The following is a 19,384-nucleotide window of genomic DNA, read 5'->3' on the forward strand; positions in this document are numbered from 1 at the left end:
ACCTTTTTATATTCATTTTACCGTTGTTTAACTAAGCTTGAATTGTTCTTTGTGCTTAAAAGAGGCTCGTATTCTTTTTTAAAATCCGGTTTTATTCCAAGAAAAGTAGCTGAGCGGCGAACAATATTAGAAAGCATTGGCCCAGCATTCAATCCTGCTGTTGCTGCATGTTTTCCTTCTTCAGGCTTAGGTTCATCGATAATTGTTAAAACAACATAGGAAGGATCCTCAATAGGAAAAGCCGCGAGAAAACTATTGAAATTTTTTGTTTTAGAATATTTTCCATTTTCAACTTTTTCAGCTGTTCCTGTTTTCCCACCAACCCGATAACCTTCGACTTTTGCATTACGTCCAGAACCAATATCGCTATTTAATTTATAAAGGTAACGCATATTTTGACTCGTTTTAGCATGCAGAACTTTTTTTGCATGTTTAGAAGCTTGTTCTTTTGTACGTTTTAAAAATGTGGGTGCAATCAACCATCCCCCATTCATTAAAGCAGCAGCAGCTACTGCTGTTTGTAAGGGCGTTGTTGCCATACCATGTCCAAAAGAAATCGTCATAGAATTAATATCTTTCCACTGATGTGGCACAATGGGGTGTGCAACTTCGGGCAATTCTGTTGACAATTGATCAAGTAAACCAAGCCTTTTCAAAAAAGCACGATGTCCATCAATCCCTACCGCCAATGCCTCTTTTGCAGAACCAATGTTAGAGGAATAAATAAAAACCTCCCATAACTTTAGGGGACGATTTTTCCCATGAAAATCATGAATAGTGTACCCTCCACTTGCTTGCAAAGGTTTTGAAGCATCAATGATACTGTTTAAATGAAAGATATTTGAATCAAGTGCCATCGCAGTCGTAAAACTTTTAATGATAGATCCCATTTCAAAGATTCCAGCAGTCATCCGATTGAGGCGATCACTCTTCAAAGCATCAACAGGATTTTCAGGATCAAAATCTGGAACAGATGCCATAGCAAGAACTTCATTAGTATGGATATTTAAAATAACAGCTCCTGCGGCAATTGCTTTGTAACGCTTCATTGCCTTCATAAGTTCATCGTGTACAATTGTCTGAATACGCACATCAATCGAAAGTTGAACAGGCTTTAAGGACGTTTCAGTTGCAAGACCAACAGCACGCAAAGCACTCAATCCAGCATCATCAATATATTTTTCCATCCCCGCTATGCCCTGATTATCAACATTAACCATGCCGAGAATATGCGAAACCACAGAACCACTTGGATAAAAACGACGAATTTCAGTACGAAAACCAATCCCAGGAATACCAAGAGCCATAATCTGCGTCTTTTGCGTTGGCGTTAGTCCACGCTGAATCCAAGAAAAACTAGATTTTCTTTTTAGGCGTTTATAAGTTTCCTGCCAATTGAGATCAGGCAAAACTGTTGAAAGCAATTCTATTGTTTCATCCACATCAATAATACGTCGTGGTTCAGCAAAAAGCGAATAAGTTTTAATATCCGTTGCCAATAAACGGCCATTCCGATCAATAATATTAGGCCGCGCAGTCAATTGAAGAATTCTTGGCCCCTTTGCTTCTTCAATCTGTCCCCCTTCGAGCCCATAAGAAATAAGACAAGCCCCCATAACACCATATAAAATAAGAAAACATAGTAACGAAAAAAGCAAGCGTGGACGACTAGAATATGGGCGACGAATGGGGGAATTATGAGCATTCAACTGTTTATTTAAGCGCTTTTTCTTCTGCGAAAATAAAAAGTATGATTTCATCACCGCACGCCTTTTTGAACAACGCCATTCAATTGGGAAGCACGATTATTAGCTAAAATATCCTTACCTTCCTCCAAAATATTTTGCTTAATCACTTCTTCAATTGGATCATGTACACGTACTGGAAGATTCTCAAACTCCACAATTTGACGAGGCTGGATAATCTCTAAACCAAGCTCTTTTTGATAACGTTTCGCAAGTTTTTGCATGCGTGATGGCTCTATCATCACAGCCCACTCAGCATGAAGCAAGCTCACCGTATTTTTTTCTGCAGCAATTCTATGTTCAAGACGATGGACTTCGCTCATTCGTTTCTGGACATCATATTTTACCTTATAAGTAAGACCTGCCATACAAATCATAATCAGCACTAAAATCATATCAAATGTACGAAAAACTGTCATTTTTTGCCGCCTTCAAAACTGGCAACTTCTGCTAAACCAAACAATTTCATATCTGCCATGAGACTATCTGCATCTGTACGTACACCAATACGCAACCGTGCAGAACGTGAACGAGGATTTTGCTGTAACTCCTCTTCACTTGCAGTTATTCCCCCTTTAAACAAAGGGAAAAATGTTGCTGGAGCCGTTTTTATTTCAGGAAGATAGCGTGATCTCTTACACTCTCCTGAACGAAAAGAAAAAAATCTTTTGACCATACGATCTTCAAGAGAATGAAAACTTACAACACCCAAACGACCACCAGGTTTCAAAATGCGTTCAGCAGCAAATAAGCCACGTGCAAGTTCACCAATTTCATCATTAACATAAATGCGAAGAGCCTGAAATACACGTGTTGCAGGATGAATGCGATCTCCACTTTTACGGCCTACCAATACCTCGATAGCATGAGCAAGATCACCTGTACGCAAAAAAGGCTTAACACAGCGGCGTTTTTCAATCATCCGTGCAATCCGACCAGCATAACGCTCTTCTCCCAATATTTTAAAGATTCGAGCTAAATCATTCACTTTTAAAAGATTTACAACATCGCCAGCAGTAAAACCAGTCTGAGCCATTCGCATATCTAATGGACCATCTTTTTGAAAAGAAAATCCCCTTTCAGCTTCATCAAGCTGCATAGAAGAAACACCAATATCCAAAATAACAGCATCTACCTTCTCTTCAACAACGCGATCCAACTGTGAAAATTCCATTTGCACCAAACGAAGTCGTGGAAAAAATTCATTAACAAGCGATTGTCCCTCACAAATAGCATGAGGATCACGATCAAGAGCAATAACCTCTGCCCCTGCATTTAAAAAAGCACGTGTATAACCACCGGCACCAAAGGTACCATCAATCACTCTTGCTCCAACCAATGGCGCAAGCCCAGATAAAACTGGCTGCAACAACACTGGAATATGGCGTTCAGCTCTATGCCCCTGTTTTGTCAAAATAATCCGTCTTGATTTATGCTTTTAAAAATCAACAGCTCTCTCATGGTAACTGATGTCAGAATAACCAAAACTTCAACTCTCACACCTCATAATGAAAGAGAATAAAGTCAAAGTTAATCCGATGCATATCCTAATGCATTATATTTAAAGAAATGTTATTTTTTAAGTGTCCCCTTTCAAAACGTACATTTTATAGGAAAAACCTCTTGACGATATGATGTAAAATAACATTATCATGAAAAATCAGTCGGCCTGTAAGCCGGGTTCTGTATGGTAAAGTTTACACTTTACATGGCAACCATTCATCTAGGACGGATGTTACCATCCGCCTCATGCAACCTACCCGAATGACTCGCCCGGAAACCGGCTGCAAGTTAAACCCTGCGCGTCATTTCTATTCGGTCTTGCTCCCGGTGGGGTTTACCTTGCCACATTCATTACTGAATGCGCGGTGGGCTCTTACCCCACCCTTTCACCCTTACCTATAAAAATAGGCGGTTTACTTTCTGTGGCACTTTCCCTAGGGTCGCCCCCGCCGGGTGTTACCCGGCACCGTTTTTCCGTGGAGCCCGGACTTTCCTCACTTGCCGCCTTTCAGCATAAGACAAGCGCGGCTGCCCAGCCGACTGACACATCAGCTATAAAACATTTTTCGTCAAGTGAAAATAGTCATCTCAAGATATTTTATAAATTTGATCAAGAAAACACATTGTCTTCAAGGTGTATTTTTATTTTAATGAAGCCAAATACGTTTTCACTTTTGAACAATATTTTTCCGAAATGGAATTCATTTTTTTTGCAGCATGACCTGCATTATATTTAAGGATTGTGCCACACGTATTGCCACCGCTTAGTTTATATGCACGTGCCAAATAGCGCATGCCATATTCAAGATTGGTCGCAGGATCGTAAAGATCTTGTACAGAACCTTTAAATCCCAATCCTCGCGCAGTAGATGGTTTAATTTGCATCAAGCCTATTTCACCAGCAGCCCCCTTTATACGTGCCTTATAATCACTTTCAACCTTTACAACAGCATGTGCCAAATTAACGGGAACATTGTACTTATTTGCAAATTTCTGAATAAGAAACTCATAAGGACGAACAGGAATCTTAGAAGAAGTCGTTACAGAATCTTCACTTGATCCAGCAACATTTAGGACAGTATGAGCCAAACTTATCTCAAATACAAAAGATACAACAAATGCTGTACTTAAAAAAAAATTTAAAAATTGCATTTTCTTTCTCTTTATTAAGACATTCTTAAATCCTAGCCGCAACGGCTTGAAGGGAGCATTGTACATAGAAAGAAAACTAAAGAGCGGCTTAAAAATGAAAATATTAAGACAATTTTAAGTTAAATTTTCACATTATAAGAAAATCGCTCAGCTTATTAATTATATATTTCTCTATTTCATAAGATATCGAAAAATAAAGAAACTATAACGGAGGCTTTAGCGTAGTAAAAAAGTAATATATTCTATCACTTTCCGATACTTCTACCGCACACTTAAATTTTTAACAAACAAAAATAGCATTAAAAATGCTAATGGCTCTGCCATTTTTCAAATACAATGATTGCAAACCTTACTCAGGTCAATTCCACGATCGCAAAAAGCGACATTGACTGGAACATCTTCACACAACGTCCTCGATACCACAAAATATCTACTAGGAATAGAAACCGTTATAAACTCTCCTCAATGGCTGCTAAAATACTCGCTGCAAAAAACTCAACTCAGACGAGCTCTTTCCTAAAAACAACCACAAGAAGCTCACGAATGTGTATCAAACACATAATTTTCGAGCCGTATAGCACACTTTAATAATTTCTTCTAGTTATTTTGGAAAATTCTTAAAGGGTCAGCACAAACAACCCCAATACCACCTGAATAAAAATTTATATTGCTCATATCTATTCAAATATTTTCCTTGCCTGTGATAGGCTAATCTCCTCCTAGCATCCCCTTCTCCATATTCAGAAAACATACCCTAAAATCCGTAGAAAAAAGGAGATTCTAAGTCCTTTTCTCTCTTCCATTCCTCGCTCATAATATCAAATAAAAAATGGACAGCACAACTTCTCTTCACACTTCCCAAAATTCCACGAAAAGCGCAAAAAACTCTTAGGATAAACCGTAAACGCATAATTTTTTAGGGAAATGACTAAAAATAAGAATCACTAATGGAAGGATGAGAAACCGCTTTTAATATAATCATAGCAACAGTTTCACCCAATTTTCGAGCAAGCTCATCGCTCTGACCACTGGCAGAAGCAGCAGCAATTGTATCTCGACGCACCTGCTCAATGAATTGCTTTTGTTGTTGAGGATTCATCTTAGAAAGTTTCACGACAATATCCGGAAAAGACAATGCCAACCTTTCTAGGAGCATACCCTCTGTTACATTTACATTAACCTGATGAGAAGAAAAAGAGCGATCAAAAAGAACCTTATAAACCGCACCATTTCGAGAAACAAAAAGACTGGCAGCAAAAACAAAAAATACAAACAAAATAAGGACACTACGACGCCAGCAAAATCCCATTCTATCTCCCTAAAAACCACGACACACAAAGTATTCTTCCCCCACACATTGTTCATCGAACTTTTAATAAAGAAAAACCTTTAAATTACTGAAAACTGATGACAACCTAAACTTAACACACCTTAAATTATAATCTTTATATACTATATAAGGCCTATTTTCTATACTTTCTGCCCCCTCTTAATACTTCCTTAATTAACACTGAACTCTAAAAAGCCTGACTGAGGAAATCCTCAGCCAGGCCAGACAATCTAAGGGATCCACGCGGGGGGGGGGAGGAGGCTCCCTGATCGTCCTTCACATCAACCATTACGTCGATGCAATATACTTGCTATGGAATAAAATACTCTAAACAACAAGAAATTCTTACCGTATTTCATACAAAAAATACAAAAAAAATATAAATTGCCTAAAAGTGGAAAAATTTAGGCAAAAAAACACCAAAATTGACCCAATTTGAAGCAACTTTATTTCGGGAACCATCAATCAATCAGAATCTATGATCATTGTTATTTTCCCCAATAATCTTTCCCAAAAAACAGTGTTCGTAAAAATTTAAAAGCATAAACAGCTTTTGTAGACTTTCTCCTATGAAAAGAAAAAGTCTAAAACTAGTTATCACTTGTTCAACACTATTCCCCAAAAATCAAAATGTGAATCTTTTAATAGCTTGAAATTATAACAAAAAAATTAGAAATATACGCGCTAATACGGACATAAAGTATTCTGTTCCAAACGATGAACAAATAGGAGCTCAATACGACTAAAATAAAAATACTGAGTCTTTCCTGTCTTTATGACAATTTCTGAAAAGACCCATAAAAAATATTGTAAAATTGGTTCTGCAAGAAAAACACCAATTATGGACTTGAAGAAATGAATTTTCACAAAAAAGTCAGAGTTCTGAACGTATTTATTCCGAATCATTTACTAGCGCTATTTAAGGAGAGAACAAATTATTTTATAACCAGCAACAAATTCCAATGCATTATCATAAGTGATGACAACTAGAATAAACATTTCCTCCCCATCTCTATTGTCTACCCCCACCCTGTAAAAGGATACAATAGCGAATTCCTGTATCTTAAAAATTATTCTATTAATTCTCCTTAGGAGAGATTATACAGTGTTTCTTTTTTGCTTCTCGCGTTCTTTCATGAAATCACACCCCTTATTGAGAACAACATACCATTGCACTGCTCATTCACAGACTTGCTTTAAAAAGAACCTGTCTTGCTCCCAATCTCATTTCTTAGTATCACCCTACTCATAAAGGGTATAATGCGAGTTTCATTAGGTATCACTGTATTTTGAAAGTACAAGTCAGTATTGTCATTATACTTCCTAACTTCCAATGTTGCACCTGTATTTACATTAAGATGGTTCTGTAAGAGACACATTGCATTCTTTCTCAAACGTTTTTTATCCGCACACCATTCCCTCCCGTGATGCACACAAAAATGATTTTTTGCTCCTAAATAGAGGGCTTGAAATGCAAAAAAATCCTACACTGGTTTTTTATTAAAATTTTAAAACAATTAATTATTATTAATAATCAATATATTACATAATTCACACATACTATTATTAATACACGTTAAGAGCAACGCTACCGGCTTCGCCTCTATAATAAGATCGTTAGCTATACAGCTTACACGGCCTAAACATAAAGCACCAAGCAGTCTAAGGCACATGAGCAAATATGATTATGCAAAGTCTATTTTTTTATCTTTTATATCATCTACCAGTAAACGCGGGTCACGAGCAAGCCAGAGCTTTACCATGAGCCCCTCCTCATGACTTTCATTTTGTACAGAAGTAAGGCAAACTGTTTGTTCTAAAACAAGTCCTGCGTTTTGAAACCATTGCTCTATTTGTGAATCTGAAAATTTAAGAAGCATATGAGAATGAGAGGAATATGAAGAGGCACCTTTATGGTGAACAAAATCTACAATCAACAAACGCCCATTGGGACGTAAAACACGTGCCACCTCATTAAAAGCTATTTGGGGATTATCAAGAAGATGTAAAACCCAATAAAAAACCGCCAAATCAAAAGTTATATTTCCAACAGACAAATGCAAAATATCGCTATCAAGCGTAACTTCAACGGCATGCGTATAAAGACCTGAAAACAATTTTGAGACAGAGCCTGTAGCCCTACCAATATCCAGCATCGTATCAAATTGTTTACCTCCAACAATTTCAAGCAAAGCGCTTTCTACAACGTGATCCGCAACATATGATAACCGTAACGCATCCCATCGCGCCGCATTTTGTAAGAAATCCTTCTTTCGCTTATTTTGGCGTTGTTTTTTCACATCTACCAAACGTACCAAATCATGCACAAGCATTAAATCATGCTCTGGAAGAGCTGAAAGAGCAGCCATCACAACATCTTTTTTAGCCAAACAACTATGATAAAGCTTAAAATAAACTCGTCCCCCCTTCTGATAACGCTCAATCAATTGTGCTTCGCACAATAAACGTAAATTTCGTGATACACGCGATTGCAACTGACCAAGTATAAATACAAAGTCCGCTACTGTTAAATCTTCGTGATACAAAAGTGCAAGAATACGCAAACGACTCGTCTCTGCCATCGCTTTTAGCAGCACAATCATCACATCCAAACTTTCTATTTTTTCCATAAATATTCCTTACTGCTCAGACAAGCATTTATTCCTACGAATAGAAAATCAAGCAGAAGGCATATAGTTGCATCACTTCTGTTCGCACTGTTTTCTGATAAGATAAAAATGGACAATTGCTAAAAACGAATGGCCCCTCCCCGCTACTTCATAACAATGATGGCAAAGTTACTGGTCATTGTAACTATCCACCCAACTGCATATGAAAATCTATATTTTTCTATTACAACCTAGATAAATTCTAGGCTCTTATATACTTTAGAAAAAGTATGATAACATACTTCCTGAAGAATAAAAGCAACACAGAAAGCATCACCATTTTCTAAGATAAAAGGGCAAAGTAAACAAGCAATGCTAGCGTGTAAGCGGCTTATAATTCCCACGCTTCAGATTAAGAGCCTCTGACCCAAGACGACGAATCTTATCAGCCTCATATTCTGCAAAATTACCTTCAAACCACTCTACATGTCCATCACCTTCAAAGGCCAAAATATGCGTTGCCAATCGATCAAGAAACATACGATCATGCGATATGATAACCGCACAACCAGCAAAATTTTCCAGCGCATCCTCCAATGCGCCCAACGTTTCAGTGTCAAGATCATTGGTTGGTTCGTCAAGAAGAAGAACATTACCTCCCTCTTTTAAAAGCTTGGCCAAATGCACACGATTGCGCTGCCCTCCTGACAAACTTGCTACTTTTTGCTGTTGATCTGCGCCCTTAAAATTAAACGCACCGCAATAAGCGCGGCTATTCATCTCATATTTACCTAATTTAATAATGTCATTTCCGCCGGAAATTTCCTCCCAAACGGTTTTATCGCCCGCCAATGAATCCCGGCTCTGATCAACGTAACTCATGTGAGCTGTTTCGCCGATACGTATTTGACCTGAATCTGGTTGTTCCTGACCCGTCAACATTTTAAACAAGGTAGATTTTCCCATACCATTGGCACCAATAACTCCAACAATTCCACCTGCAGGAAGCTTGAAAGAAAGACTATCAATCAACACACGCTCTCCATATGCCTTAGAGAGATTATCAACTTCAATGACAACCTGCCCCAATCTTTCGCCGATAGGAATAATAATCTGTGCATCTCCAGGACGGCGCTCATGTGCAGCCTGAACCAATTCATCATACGCTTTAATCCGCGCTTTTGACTTTGCTTGTCGTCCTTTTGGACTAGAAGCTATCCATTCTTTTTCGCGTGACAGCGCACGCTGACGAGCAGCCTCTTCACGCCCTTCCTGAGCCAAACGTTTGGCTTTAGCCCCCAAATAAGCAGAATAGTTCCCTTCATAAGGAATACCTTTCCCGCGATCTAATTCTAAAATCCATCCCGTTACATTATCTAAAAAATAACGATCATGCGTCACTAAAAGCACCGCACCAGAATATTCACGCAGATGCCTTTCAAGCCAAGCTGTAGTTTCAGCATCCAAATGGTTCGTTGGTTCATCTAAAAGCAATAAATCAGGTTTTGACAAAAGCAATTTACAAAGCGCAACACGCCGCCTTTCACCTCCTGAAAGCTTTGTCACGTCCTCATTTGCTGGTGGACAATCAAGGGCAGCCATAGCCATTTCTACTTGACTCTCTAAATCCCAAAGATTTTGACTGTCGATGATATCTTGAAGGCGCGCACTTTCATCAGCCGTTTCTTCACTATAATTCATCATCAACTCATTATAGCGCTCCAAAATTGCCTGCTTATCGGCAACACCTTCCATCACATTGCCACGCACATCTTTGCTTGTATCAAGAAGAGGCTCTTGCGAAAGATAGCCACAACGTGCCCCCTCAGAAAGCCATGCTTCTCCGGTATATTCCTTATCTAGCCCAGCCATAATACGTAAAATGGTTGATTTACCTGCACCATTCGGTCCTAAAATACCGATTTTTGCATCTGGATCAAAAGACAGATGAATATTTTCCAAAATTTTCTTATTACCGTAAACCTTAGTAAGCCCAGCCATGTGATAGATAAATTGACGTGCCATAAACTTCTCTTTAAATATTGTGTGATATTAGAGTTAGGACTTTGAAAAAAATGCTTCCGCTTTCCTTAAACTTCGGATAAGCAACACTTATGTTCAATGCAAGGGTTTTGCATTCTAATATTGATACATTTTTTCTAATCTCACAAGCCCCACTATGGTTCTGAATGCAAAAAACACACCTTCAATGAATAAAAAACAAATCCTCTTAGCTATACCCGAGACGTGTTATCAAACATCGTCCCTATTTTTTATACCAAATATAAAACACTGTTTTTATCGTATTAAACCGGCCTATCAATGCAATAATGTAGCACCAAGAAAATTAATTCTCTATGCACCCTCTTTTCTTGCTTTGTGGGCATTACATTATGCCGTAGAAACCCCCCATCTCTTTTCATTACTTTTGTGTCACGGGAAACAATGTACTTCACCTCTTGTCTTAAGATGGCTCAAACTGCATTTACAAAACAATCGCCGCCTCATGGGGTCTGACGTCCCAAGCCCTATGATTATTAAAGCTCTGCACCACCATGTTGCGAGGAGTGACCACATTGCACTCCCCATTGGCATGTGGTTACAATTTGTAAAAAACTATAAAACCAATCGTAAAAACTTATCCATTCCTCTCTTTTGGCTTGATAATTATACAAATAATAGCAATATCCATCAGATTATCTCAAAACTGCAAGACGCAACATAGTCTTTAAAGATTACAACAAAAGATAAATCTTCTACAGGCATATATCCATGGAAAAAAAAGTCTTAATCGTCATTGATGTTCAAAATGACTTTCTGCCAGGTGGAGCACTTGCAGTACCACAAAGTGATATCATTTTACCTGCTGTTAATAATCTCATAGATCATTTTGATCATGTCATTTTAACCCAAGACTGGCACCCCAAAAACCATTCCAGCTTCGCTTCTGCCTACCCTGAAAAAACGCCGTATGATACAGTCACCCTTGACTATGGTCCCCAAATACTTTGGCCTGATCATTGCGTACAAGGAACACAAGGAGCAGCGTTTCATTCATCTCTCAGAGTTGAAAAAGCGCAACTTATTCTTCGAAAAGGTTACAATCAAAAAATTGACAGCTATTCCGCCTTTTTTGAGAATGATCAAAAAACACCAACAGGCTTAAAACTATATCTCAAAGAACATGGTTTTACGAAACTAACTATGTGCGGCTTAGCAACCGATTTTTGCGTCGGGTTTTCTGCACTCCATGCCATCCAATGCGGCTTTAAAGTAAGCGTTTCACTAAATGCCTGTGCTGGTATTGATCTCAACGGATCGCTTAACACGATGCTTAAAACTATGAACAAAGCCGGTATAGAACTCTTAATGGTCTCCTAAAATGGCCTCTTTCGTTCAGCTATTGTAACGCATAAACAACCTTCAACTTACTGAGACATGGTATGTTCATTCAGGTGACGACGCTTAAAACGAAGTGAAGAATAAAACGCCATTCCAATAATACAGACCCCCACAAGTCCAGTTAATATCTCAGGCACCGATAGAATGGTCTGCAAATACATAATCACTGCAAGTACCAAAATCGCATAAAAAGCACCATGCTCCAAATAACGATAATGCAACAACGTCCCTGATTCAACCAACATAATCGTCATAGAACGAACGTAAAATGCACCTATACCAAGACCAATTGCGATAATAAAAAGGTTGTGTGAAAAGGCAAAAGCACCAACAACGCCATCGAAAGAAAAGCTAGCATCTAAAACTTCTAGATAAAGAAATGCGCCTGCTCCCCCTTTAGCAACAGTAGTTAAAGCTGTTTTTGGAGAATCCAAGAGCAAACCGATAGCTTCAACGCTTATAAATGTCAAAAGTCCATAAAGGGCAGAAAGTAAAAAAGCTGTTTTATCTTCTGTTACAATCTGTCCTGAAAAAAGTAATATCATAATCAAAACAATTGCAATATCAATCCCAACAAACGCCCCAAGCTTTTGAGCTAGTCTTTCTATAAAAGCAAGCCAATGCACCTCTTTTTCAGGATCAAAAAAATATTTTAACCCAACCATCATGAGAAAAGTTCCCCCAAAAGCAGCAATGCCTACATGAGCATCCGTTAAGATTGCAGCATACTGATGTGGCTCCCATATTGCTAATTTTACTGCTGCAATTGGATTAATCCAAACAGCAACAGCAACCACCAGCAACGGAAAAATAATCCGCATTCCAAATACTGCTATTAAAATGCCCCATACCAAAAAACGACGGCGCCATAGCAGATCCATCCTTCCAAGAACACGCGCATTGATAATAGAATTATCAAAAGATAAAGAAATCTCCAAAATCCCTAAAACACAGCAAATGAAAAAATATTTAAGAAAACCAGAAACACTTCCCGTTTCAAGCCAACCAATAGCCCCTCCTAAAAAGACGCCAACAATTGTGAAAAAAAAAGCCCATCTAAAATAGCCTAATAAGGCCATGATCATTCCTCTAAGCTCATCTCTTTAATTCATTTTGCGCAAATCAATCGTATCTGCTAATATCAAAATAAACTACACACGGCAAATCTATATGGAATTTTCTGAAGAAAAAACAAGCAAAGGATTTGGTAAATACATTTTTCATATAAATTGCCCACCACGCTTAAAATTACACAAAATACAGCAAATTAAAAATCACTTTCTATTGATTAAAATTTAAAAATTAAGAGAAAAATAAAATTATAAATATTGACTACAAATATTGACATTGGATAAAGAAATATTAATACATAGTGTGCCTTTATCGGTCAAAGCTTATACCATGATGATTTACTGAGGGAGATAATTCATGGCACGTCCTGAAACTGAATCAAAAACTATATTTGGAAAACGTTTGCGTTATGTACGCCTTGCTTTAGGGGATCCGTCACGTGAAACATTAGCTAAAAAATTTAGCATGACAAAAAACTCCATCGCTTTTTATGAGCGTGGAGAAAGAGAACCCAACCTTAGTGTCTTACAAACATATCGCACGCTGTACGGTGTCAATATTAATTGGCTTTTAACTGGACAAGGAAAAATGTTTGATGCTGAATATACTAAAGGTGCTTTTGATTGGAACTATTTTATCAAAAAAATTGAGGGGCTTGAAGAGACTCTTGCGAACAATAGCGCTCGTAGTGAAAACTTAAATCAAGAAAAAATTGAAAACTCTTATGAAAAGTTGCAGCAATATTTATCAAAACAAGGATCATCTAATGGACCCACTCCAAACGCAGCAACTTCTCTAATCGATATGAAGGCAAAGATGGCCAATTCCTATACCCTTAGCTTGTTTATTGATTTACTCATTCGAAGCATATCGCAAAAAGAGGTTGTTGCTAATCAATAAACGTTCATATCAAAAGGAACGATAGACAGACATAAACTTTATCAGCAGGAAAAAGCAAAAATGTTTATTTCTTTTCTGATAAAGTTTGGGATTTCATATAAAGTTTATGGTTATAGTAAAACAATTGAAGATATATGCCCAATGGCATAAAAAGAAAAAAATTCTACTATCAGTAAAAAATACTAGGCCATAAAATTAAAAAAAATTTTTTTAGAGTATAAAATTCCCGATTATGCCTTATTGACAATAAATATTTTCTTGTTACAAATGTAATTCTCATAGGAATTATTGTTTGAGATCAAAAAAACAAAAGGAGATATATTGACTACTCACTATGGAGACATACCTTAATACCCATAGTCAGGTGGGCTGAATATTTATCCTGCAAATTATAGGCTATTTTATGAGGTAGGAAGCATGTATTTTGAGGTGTTTCAAGGGGTTCACAATCAATGGTACTGGCGTCTAATCTCAGGAGATGAACAAAAAATCGCTTTTTCCAGTAAAGGTTATCCAACAAAGCAGGATATCCTGATGAATATTGAACAAATAAAAGAAATTACGCATAAAGCCCTGATTAGAGAGCTACAATCTTAACATTTTACTATTTAGCTAAAAAAATTACTTTATATATTAGGGATATTTACATCACGTTTTAAGTGCTGAACAGCAAAAGATTGCTTTCCGACAGTAGAAAAGATGAGAAGTTTTTTGTATGATTTCTAATATACTTCAAGAGACTATTGAATAAAGCTTTTCACAGACGCTTTGCCTCTCTCCAAAGCAAAAAACAAACTGCTATTAAATTTATCAATCAGCAACATATAATGCTTTTTTATGCTTTCAACTGATCAAACTCTTTGGAAATGCAAGTCTTGGTGGTGTTTTAAAGCAACCAAAATCGCCACAAATTCTCTATCAAATCGACACCCACAAAATTATACTAAAGCCATTTTTAAGGCTCTAAGAAAACATTTACAGCGTGTATTGTGAAATTTCAGCCGTAAAAAAAATTTCAATGCCCCTCTCTCATAAAGAAAAATCAAAAGTGCAAAGCTATCTGCATGGATAAACAATATCAAAAAAGATTTATTGCACAAACTTACACCATAAGTTTATCCAATGCTCTAAATCAAATTATCTTGAAAATCTTAATGAAAAATGGATATTGCAAAATCGGTGTTTATCGCACGCTTTCCCGAATCAAAGTTTTTTATTTCGACAGTAATGAGAATAAAATGCTGCATTCTATAATCAAAAATTTATGATTACCAATCACTGTATAGCCAGTAGTAAAATCTTTCATCCATATGAATGTATGCTGAAACATTACGCTTTATTTCCGTAAGTAGACATGTTTTTATTGCGAAACGCATTATAATGGCAATAGGAATTGCTACGTGCTCACTTAAAAAGATTAGCAAGGAATTCAGTCCATCTCACTTTGAAAAAAAGAAATTCTGACTAAACTCTTATCAAGTTTGATCAAATAGGTCTTATAAAAAACAAATGAATGAATGAATAGACTTAACGAAAAATGGTAAGCTTTATATAATTTTGAGTAAACGATAAAAAACAAGATCCAAAAGTAACATTTCTGAAAAAAGCCTGGAAACCAACCGCATTGACATGTCTAATTTCCTTCTCTTTAATGCAATGAAAATCATCAAAGCCTCCTCTTTTTTGTCATTTTAACTTATGTGTTCTTTAGAATATTACTGCTCTATCATTTCTTCTTTTGAAGCCTTCCCTTTCACGTCTTCTTAGTCCATCGGATAACTTATAAGATATTTGATACTGTGCATACCACACCGTTAAGGGAGATATAAGCTGCCATAAACATGAACAGCATCTGTACCAAGGTAGCATCCCACTTCAAAATAACTGCTTCCATTCAATCTACTGTCATCATGATTTCTGTAAATCATTATTTGCAAAACACACAATGCATCACACCACCTTCGAAGCAGTGTGCTTGAACATTAACTATTCTATTTGTGATAAAATTATCCGACTCACAAATCACCCAGTTTATTTTCATAGCAAGATCAAGTAGGGAATTATATTAACCATACTCCATCCCATTTTTCCCAAAAACAATAAGAGAGAAAGATATGCGAAATATGCCAAAAATACTTGGCATCATCAAAAAGCTTAAGCTATACTGCTCATAAAGATTTCCATTAATAATGAAGTTTTTTGAAGAAAAAAGAGCTAAACGGAGCTAAAAAATTTAGAAAAAATAATAAGGCAACCTTAAAAAAATAAACGCAAGAAACAGCAAAGCATGCCTCTCTATAAACAGAAAAATAACAGCAGAATTCAGAGCAAAGCTGAAAATTATGATTAAAAAACACAGCTATATTCGTTGATCAACCTAACCTTCCAACAAGTAAGATATTTATACATCAAAAATTCTGCCCAAAAGCAATTCAAATACACCAATACCAATATATTCGAAGAAAGCTAGTTTGACATTTTACCAAGTAAAATGTCTTAAAGAAAAAATTAGCAATCACCATTAAGATGATAACAGAAAACACATTGACTTTATTCTCTATGCTAGTGTGCCCCCAAAAGACCGTTCATTTAATTGTGATAACGTGTTAGAGTTGTACCTTCACATTCAAGCCTTAAAGCCTCATAGCAATCCATACAATATAACTCGCCAAATTCTTCCAATAAAACAATAACAGCGTACTTTTCTGTCCCTACTCTTATCTCAGCAAAACTTGTATCCATGAAAAGATTATACTCTTATTCTCTAATACCTTATTGCCTGATCACGTTCCTTAACGGGTGCATCATTAAGTTTTTTAATCCAATATTATTTTACTCTCTCTTATCTCTCAAATTTTGTATCTTTTCGTAACAGTAACAAACGTGCTAGAATGCACATACATTACAAATTATAAATATGATTGTTTTGCCAAATACCTAGCGTCTTCTGTATTCATCTTTCTCTCCCCTTTTCTTTTGTGCAATCATCATGACCGACTTGTTTTCTTCACCTCATAAAGAATAGGCGCCACTCCTTCTTGATTGCCATGACTATTATATGCGTATTCGTTGAGGCTATTTTATCAGCAAATACTTCATTTCTCCAATTAACGGATCAGCTCCAGGACTGTTTTTAGCAAAACATGCATCACCATAAACAATTACATTCTCATAAACCGTTGCGATACCGTATAGATATGCATTATCAGAGATTTTTACATTATCACAAACAATTACCTTTAAACTTGTACATTATCGAAAACCATAACCTCACCATCAACTCAACAGTCCCTTCACAATTAAGGTTTACCTCTTCCACGCTCTCAAGTTTCCTAAATCACCTTATCTTAAATTTCCAAAGTCTTTTAATGCACAAATCCGATGCAAAATATGAATACAATAAATTTTTCGCATCATCTTCTAATTTAATCACTTTCCTGATGTTGCTTTATGATTTCCTCATACTGCTTAATCTGTTGTTTCAGCCTTTCAATCGCTTGATCACGTCTTTTAATCACCATGCTTTGCTCTCTAAGTGCTCTATCTCGTTCTTCAGTTATCTTCATAGAATCCCTTAAAAATTCATGCTTTATCTTTCTTGATTCTTCTTTAAGAGCTTTAACTTGGTCGTGATGATACAAAGCAAACCGAAACATAACCCCACTGAAAAGCAAAACAATAATCACCACTCCCAATAAAATTTCGTTTAGACTCATTTTGATCTCCTTTAATTACCATTAACAAGCCATCTCAACCAATTTGTTTCGCCCTCCATTAAAAAAGAATGCAATAAGCCACACATGCCAAGTGTGACAAACTACTCTCGGCATCCTTATTCTCTCACCAAAATACGCTAATAAATGACGCAAAATAGCTCAAATACAGTCTCTTACGTCAATTGTCTTACTGTATTTATTTATACCAAATGCAAAAACATAACTGATTTCAAAAAATGCTCACAGTGGAATGATCTCAACACGTGCCTTACCTGCATTGCTCTTGTTTGCCTCTTTTGCATTGTGTAGAATGCAGGGACATATATAAGTCCCTTTGTCATCGCTAAAATCTTCATAGTTACAAACCTCAGCATTACAATAAAATTTCGCATTCCCATGAATCTTTGCATAAGAGCAGATTAAAGCGTTGTCATAAACTTAAAGTTCTCTAAAAGCTCAGCATCGCCATAAACTTCCCCGTCACCAAAAACACATTCATCTTTGATAAAGTATCTGCCACTTGTGTCACACCCTACCCCAAAAACACCTTTGTGGTTGAGATTATCTTTATGCTCTTTAAAATCATCAAAATCGCTTGTTTTTGAAATTTTCAAAATCTCTTAACACATGCATAAGATACACCATCTGATGATGACCCAATTTATTACAACAAAAGGGAAACCAACGCTTTCACCTATGAATTCGTTTTTTACAGCCATGTCCCTTTTCCCCAAGGTTGTAAAGCTCCGTTATGCCCACACACCACCTTAATGCAAAAACTTTTTACAGATGTGGACGTTGGGGTATATCTTGATTTATAATTCCACTGCATATACTATTAAAGTAGCATCTCATAAACACATGAAGCGTATTTCCATCTCTGGTTATATGCATCCACCCTGTCACAATCGTGGAACCAAGCAACCATTTTTATTGATTCGAATCTGAAAGTGTATGGGGACATTTTGTTATTAGTTAAAAACAACTCTATATCCTTCATAAGCGAAGAGCTGCGCATGGATATCTTCACGCTCCTTTATCATGTATTCTGGGTTCGCGGCGCAATATTAACGCTATAGCGTCAATGTGTAAAGGTCTAAAAATGACAAAGACTGAAAAAGATTGGTTCCAACGCTTAACTGACTTAATAAAAAGTGATGGACGAACGATGATTGAAATAAGCAGAGCAGCAGGCTGTGGACAAAATTACGTACAACAAATGATAAACGGGGGGAAAAGACCCTCTGTGGATAAACTTATGGCTATTCTTGACACACTCGGAAATGCTAGCGCCATATACGTAATAACTGGTTTTAACATCTCCGATGAAGATTTAAAACTCATCGCTTTGATTTCGTCTGGAGATAAAAAGAAGATTGAAGCTTTAAATGTTCTTTTGACTGAGCAACATTTATAGAGTGTTCTACTCTCTTCAAAATCTCTTGTTTTTGAGTTGTAGACAAAGCCTCCCATTTCACAATAATATCAGGTAAAACTATTTCAAAGTTTTCGTCGTTTCTCATTATTCTTCTCCATTTAGTTAAACTAGGTAACGCAAAAGCGTTTATGCATATCCCATAACTTAGAAAAAATTATTTGCAATAAGCAGTATAGAATCAGTTGTGTACAAATTGGTTTTTATAAAATTAGATGGAATTCTATGGAGTGTGTACCATGGTGAGACAAAAAACATCACATGGTACAAATCTTCTTATCAACAAGTTGATATCATCACCTCTATCAACAATGCTGTTCAAGTTTCGCAAATCGAACCAATAACGAATCGATGTGAAAATATCTCTAAAAATGTTTCTGAATTCTACGTAAGAGAATTGGCATAAATTTATTTTGAAAGAAAAATATAGCACGATTTTACTCTACACAACTCTACCTATGTTTTTTAACTATATCGCGAATCAAGAATATAACGATGCGCTATATACAGATTTTTTTATG

General features: G+C 36.6%; 16 protein-coding genes, 1 other RNA gene and 1 pseudogene. 6 read left to right on the plus strand and 12 right to left on the minus strand.

Going from position 1 to position 19,384, the window contains the following annotated elements; all coding sequences use genetic code 11:
* Window positions 1–17 precede the first annotated feature (17 nt).
* The 8 genes from ACKC4Y_RS05335 to ettA form a co-directional block, all read right to left on the minus strand.
* Complete coding sequence (locus ACKC4Y_RS05335) at window positions 18–1,760, minus strand: peptidoglycan D,D-transpeptidase FtsI family protein (protein WP_409360782.1); 1,743 nt, start codon at window positions 1,758–1,760, stop codon at window positions 18–20.
* Window positions 1,760–2,164 (minus strand): cell division protein FtsL, encoded by a 405-nt coding sequence (gene ftsL, locus ACKC4Y_RS05340; RefSeq protein WP_409360783.1) that lies wholly within the window; start codon window positions 2,162–2,164, stop codon window positions 1,760–1,762. The genes ACKC4Y_RS05335 and ftsL overlap by 1 nt, the downstream gene beginning before the upstream one ends.
* The gene (gene rsmH, locus ACKC4Y_RS05345) at window positions 2,161–3,159 is read right to left on the minus strand and encodes a 16S rRNA (cytosine(1402)-N(4))-methyltransferase RsmH (RefSeq protein WP_409360784.1); all 999 of its coding nucleotides are present in this window, start codon (window positions 3,157–3,159) and stop codon (window positions 2,161–2,163) included. The genes ftsL and rsmH overlap by 4 nt, the downstream gene beginning before the upstream one ends.
* Window positions 3,160–3,401: 242 nt before the next feature.
* Window positions 3,402–3,792: RNase P RNA component class A (gene rnpB, locus ACKC4Y_RS05350), an RNA gene on the minus strand.
* A gap of 98 nt (window positions 3,793–3,890) precedes the next feature.
* Window positions 3,891–4,400 carry a lytic transglycosylase domain-containing protein gene (locus ACKC4Y_RS05355; RefSeq protein ID WP_409360785.1) on the minus strand — a complete coding sequence of 170 codons (510 nt, stop codon included), beginning with the start codon at window positions 4,398–4,400 and terminating at the stop codon, window positions 3,891–3,893.
* A gap of 928 nt (window positions 4,401–5,328) precedes the next feature.
* A complete protein-coding gene (locus ACKC4Y_RS05360; RefSeq protein WP_409360786.1) occupies window positions 5,329–5,709 on the minus strand; it encodes a hypothetical protein in 381 nt (126 codons plus the stop codon).
* Window positions 5,710–7,415: 1,706 nt separating this feature from the next.
* Window positions 7,416–8,360, minus strand: a complete 945-nt coding sequence (locus ACKC4Y_RS05365) for an ArsR/SmtB family transcription factor (protein WP_409360787.1) — start codon at window positions 8,358–8,360, stop codon at window positions 7,416–7,418.
* Window positions 8,361–8,714: 354 nt separating this feature from the next.
* A complete protein-coding gene (ettA, locus tag ACKC4Y_RS05370) occupies window positions 8,715–10,364 on the minus strand; it encodes an energy-dependent translational throttle protein EttA (RefSeq protein WP_409360788.1) in 1,650 nt (549 codons plus the stop codon).
* Between the two features lie 154 nt (window positions 10,365–10,518).
* Here ettA and ACKC4Y_RS05375 point away from each other — a divergent pair, with 154 nt between their 5' ends.
* Complete coding sequence (locus ACKC4Y_RS05375) at window positions 10,519–11,064, plus strand: hypothetical protein (protein WP_409360789.1); 546 nt, start codon at window positions 10,519–10,521, stop codon at window positions 11,062–11,064.
* Between the two features lie 47 nt (window positions 11,065–11,111).
* Window positions 11,112–11,720 (plus strand): bifunctional nicotinamidase/pyrazinamidase, encoded by a 609-nt coding sequence (gene pncA, locus ACKC4Y_RS05380; protein ID WP_409360790.1) that lies wholly within the window; start codon window positions 11,112–11,114, stop codon window positions 11,718–11,720.
* Window positions 11,721–11,767: 47 nt separating this feature from the next.
* Here pncA and ACKC4Y_RS05385 read toward each other — a convergent pair whose 3' ends face one another.
* Entirely contained in the window at window positions 11,768–12,820 is a 1,053-nt protein-coding gene (locus ACKC4Y_RS05385; protein ID WP_409360791.1) for a DUF475 domain-containing protein, read from the minus strand.
* 349 nt (window positions 12,821–13,169) lie between these two features.
* On the opposite strand from ACKC4Y_RS05385, the gene ACKC4Y_RS05390 reads away from it, so the two are divergent.
* Together ACKC4Y_RS05390 and ACKC4Y_RS05395 are read left to right on the plus strand one after the other, a co-directional pair.
* Entirely contained in the window at window positions 13,170–13,712 is a 543-nt protein-coding gene (locus ACKC4Y_RS05390; protein ID WP_409360792.1) for a helix-turn-helix domain-containing protein, read from the plus strand.
* Between the two features lie 417 nt (window positions 13,713–14,129).
* Entirely contained in the window at window positions 14,130–14,309 is a 180-nt protein-coding gene (locus ACKC4Y_RS05395; protein WP_409360793.1) for a YegP family protein, read from the plus strand.
* Window positions 14,310–17,118: 2,809 nt separating this feature from the next.
* Here ACKC4Y_RS05395 and ACKC4Y_RS05400 read toward each other — a convergent pair.
* Window positions 17,119–17,428: pseudogene (locus ACKC4Y_RS05400) on the minus strand (hypothetical protein); the annotation flags it as partial.
* 419 nt (window positions 17,429–17,847) lie between these two features.
* On the minus strand, window positions 17,848–18,042 hold the full coding sequence (locus tag ACKC4Y_RS05405) for a hypothetical protein (protein WP_409360794.1): 195 nt from the start codon (window positions 18,040–18,042) through the stop codon (window positions 17,848–17,850).
* Window positions 18,043–18,530: 488 nt separating this feature from the next.
* On the opposite strand from ACKC4Y_RS05405, the gene ACKC4Y_RS05410 reads away from it, so the two are divergent.
* On the plus strand, window positions 18,531–18,845 hold the full coding sequence (locus ACKC4Y_RS05410; protein WP_409360795.1) for a helix-turn-helix domain-containing protein: 315 nt from the start codon (window positions 18,531–18,533) through the stop codon (window positions 18,843–18,845).
* On the opposite strand, the gene ACKC4Y_RS05415 is transcribed toward ACKC4Y_RS05410, so the two are convergent.
* Entirely contained in the window at window positions 18,769–18,951 is a 183-nt protein-coding gene (locus ACKC4Y_RS05415; protein WP_409360796.1) for a hypothetical protein, read from the minus strand. The two genes, ACKC4Y_RS05410 and ACKC4Y_RS05415, sit on opposite strands and share 77 nt — an antisense overlap.
* 144 nt (window positions 18,952–19,095) lie before the next feature.
* On the opposite strand from ACKC4Y_RS05415, the gene ACKC4Y_RS05420 reads away from it, so the two are divergent.
* Window positions 19,096–19,269 (plus strand): hypothetical protein, encoded by a 174-nt coding sequence (locus ACKC4Y_RS05420; protein WP_409360797.1) that lies wholly within the window; start codon window positions 19,096–19,098, stop codon window positions 19,267–19,269.
* The last annotated feature ends 115 nt before the right edge of the window (window positions 19,270–19,384 follow it).

The organism is Bartonella heixiaziensis (assembly GCF_046245125.2).
Taxonomy (GTDB): Bacteria; Pseudomonadota; Alphaproteobacteria; order Rhizobiales; family Rhizobiaceae; genus Bartonella; species Bartonella heixiaziensis.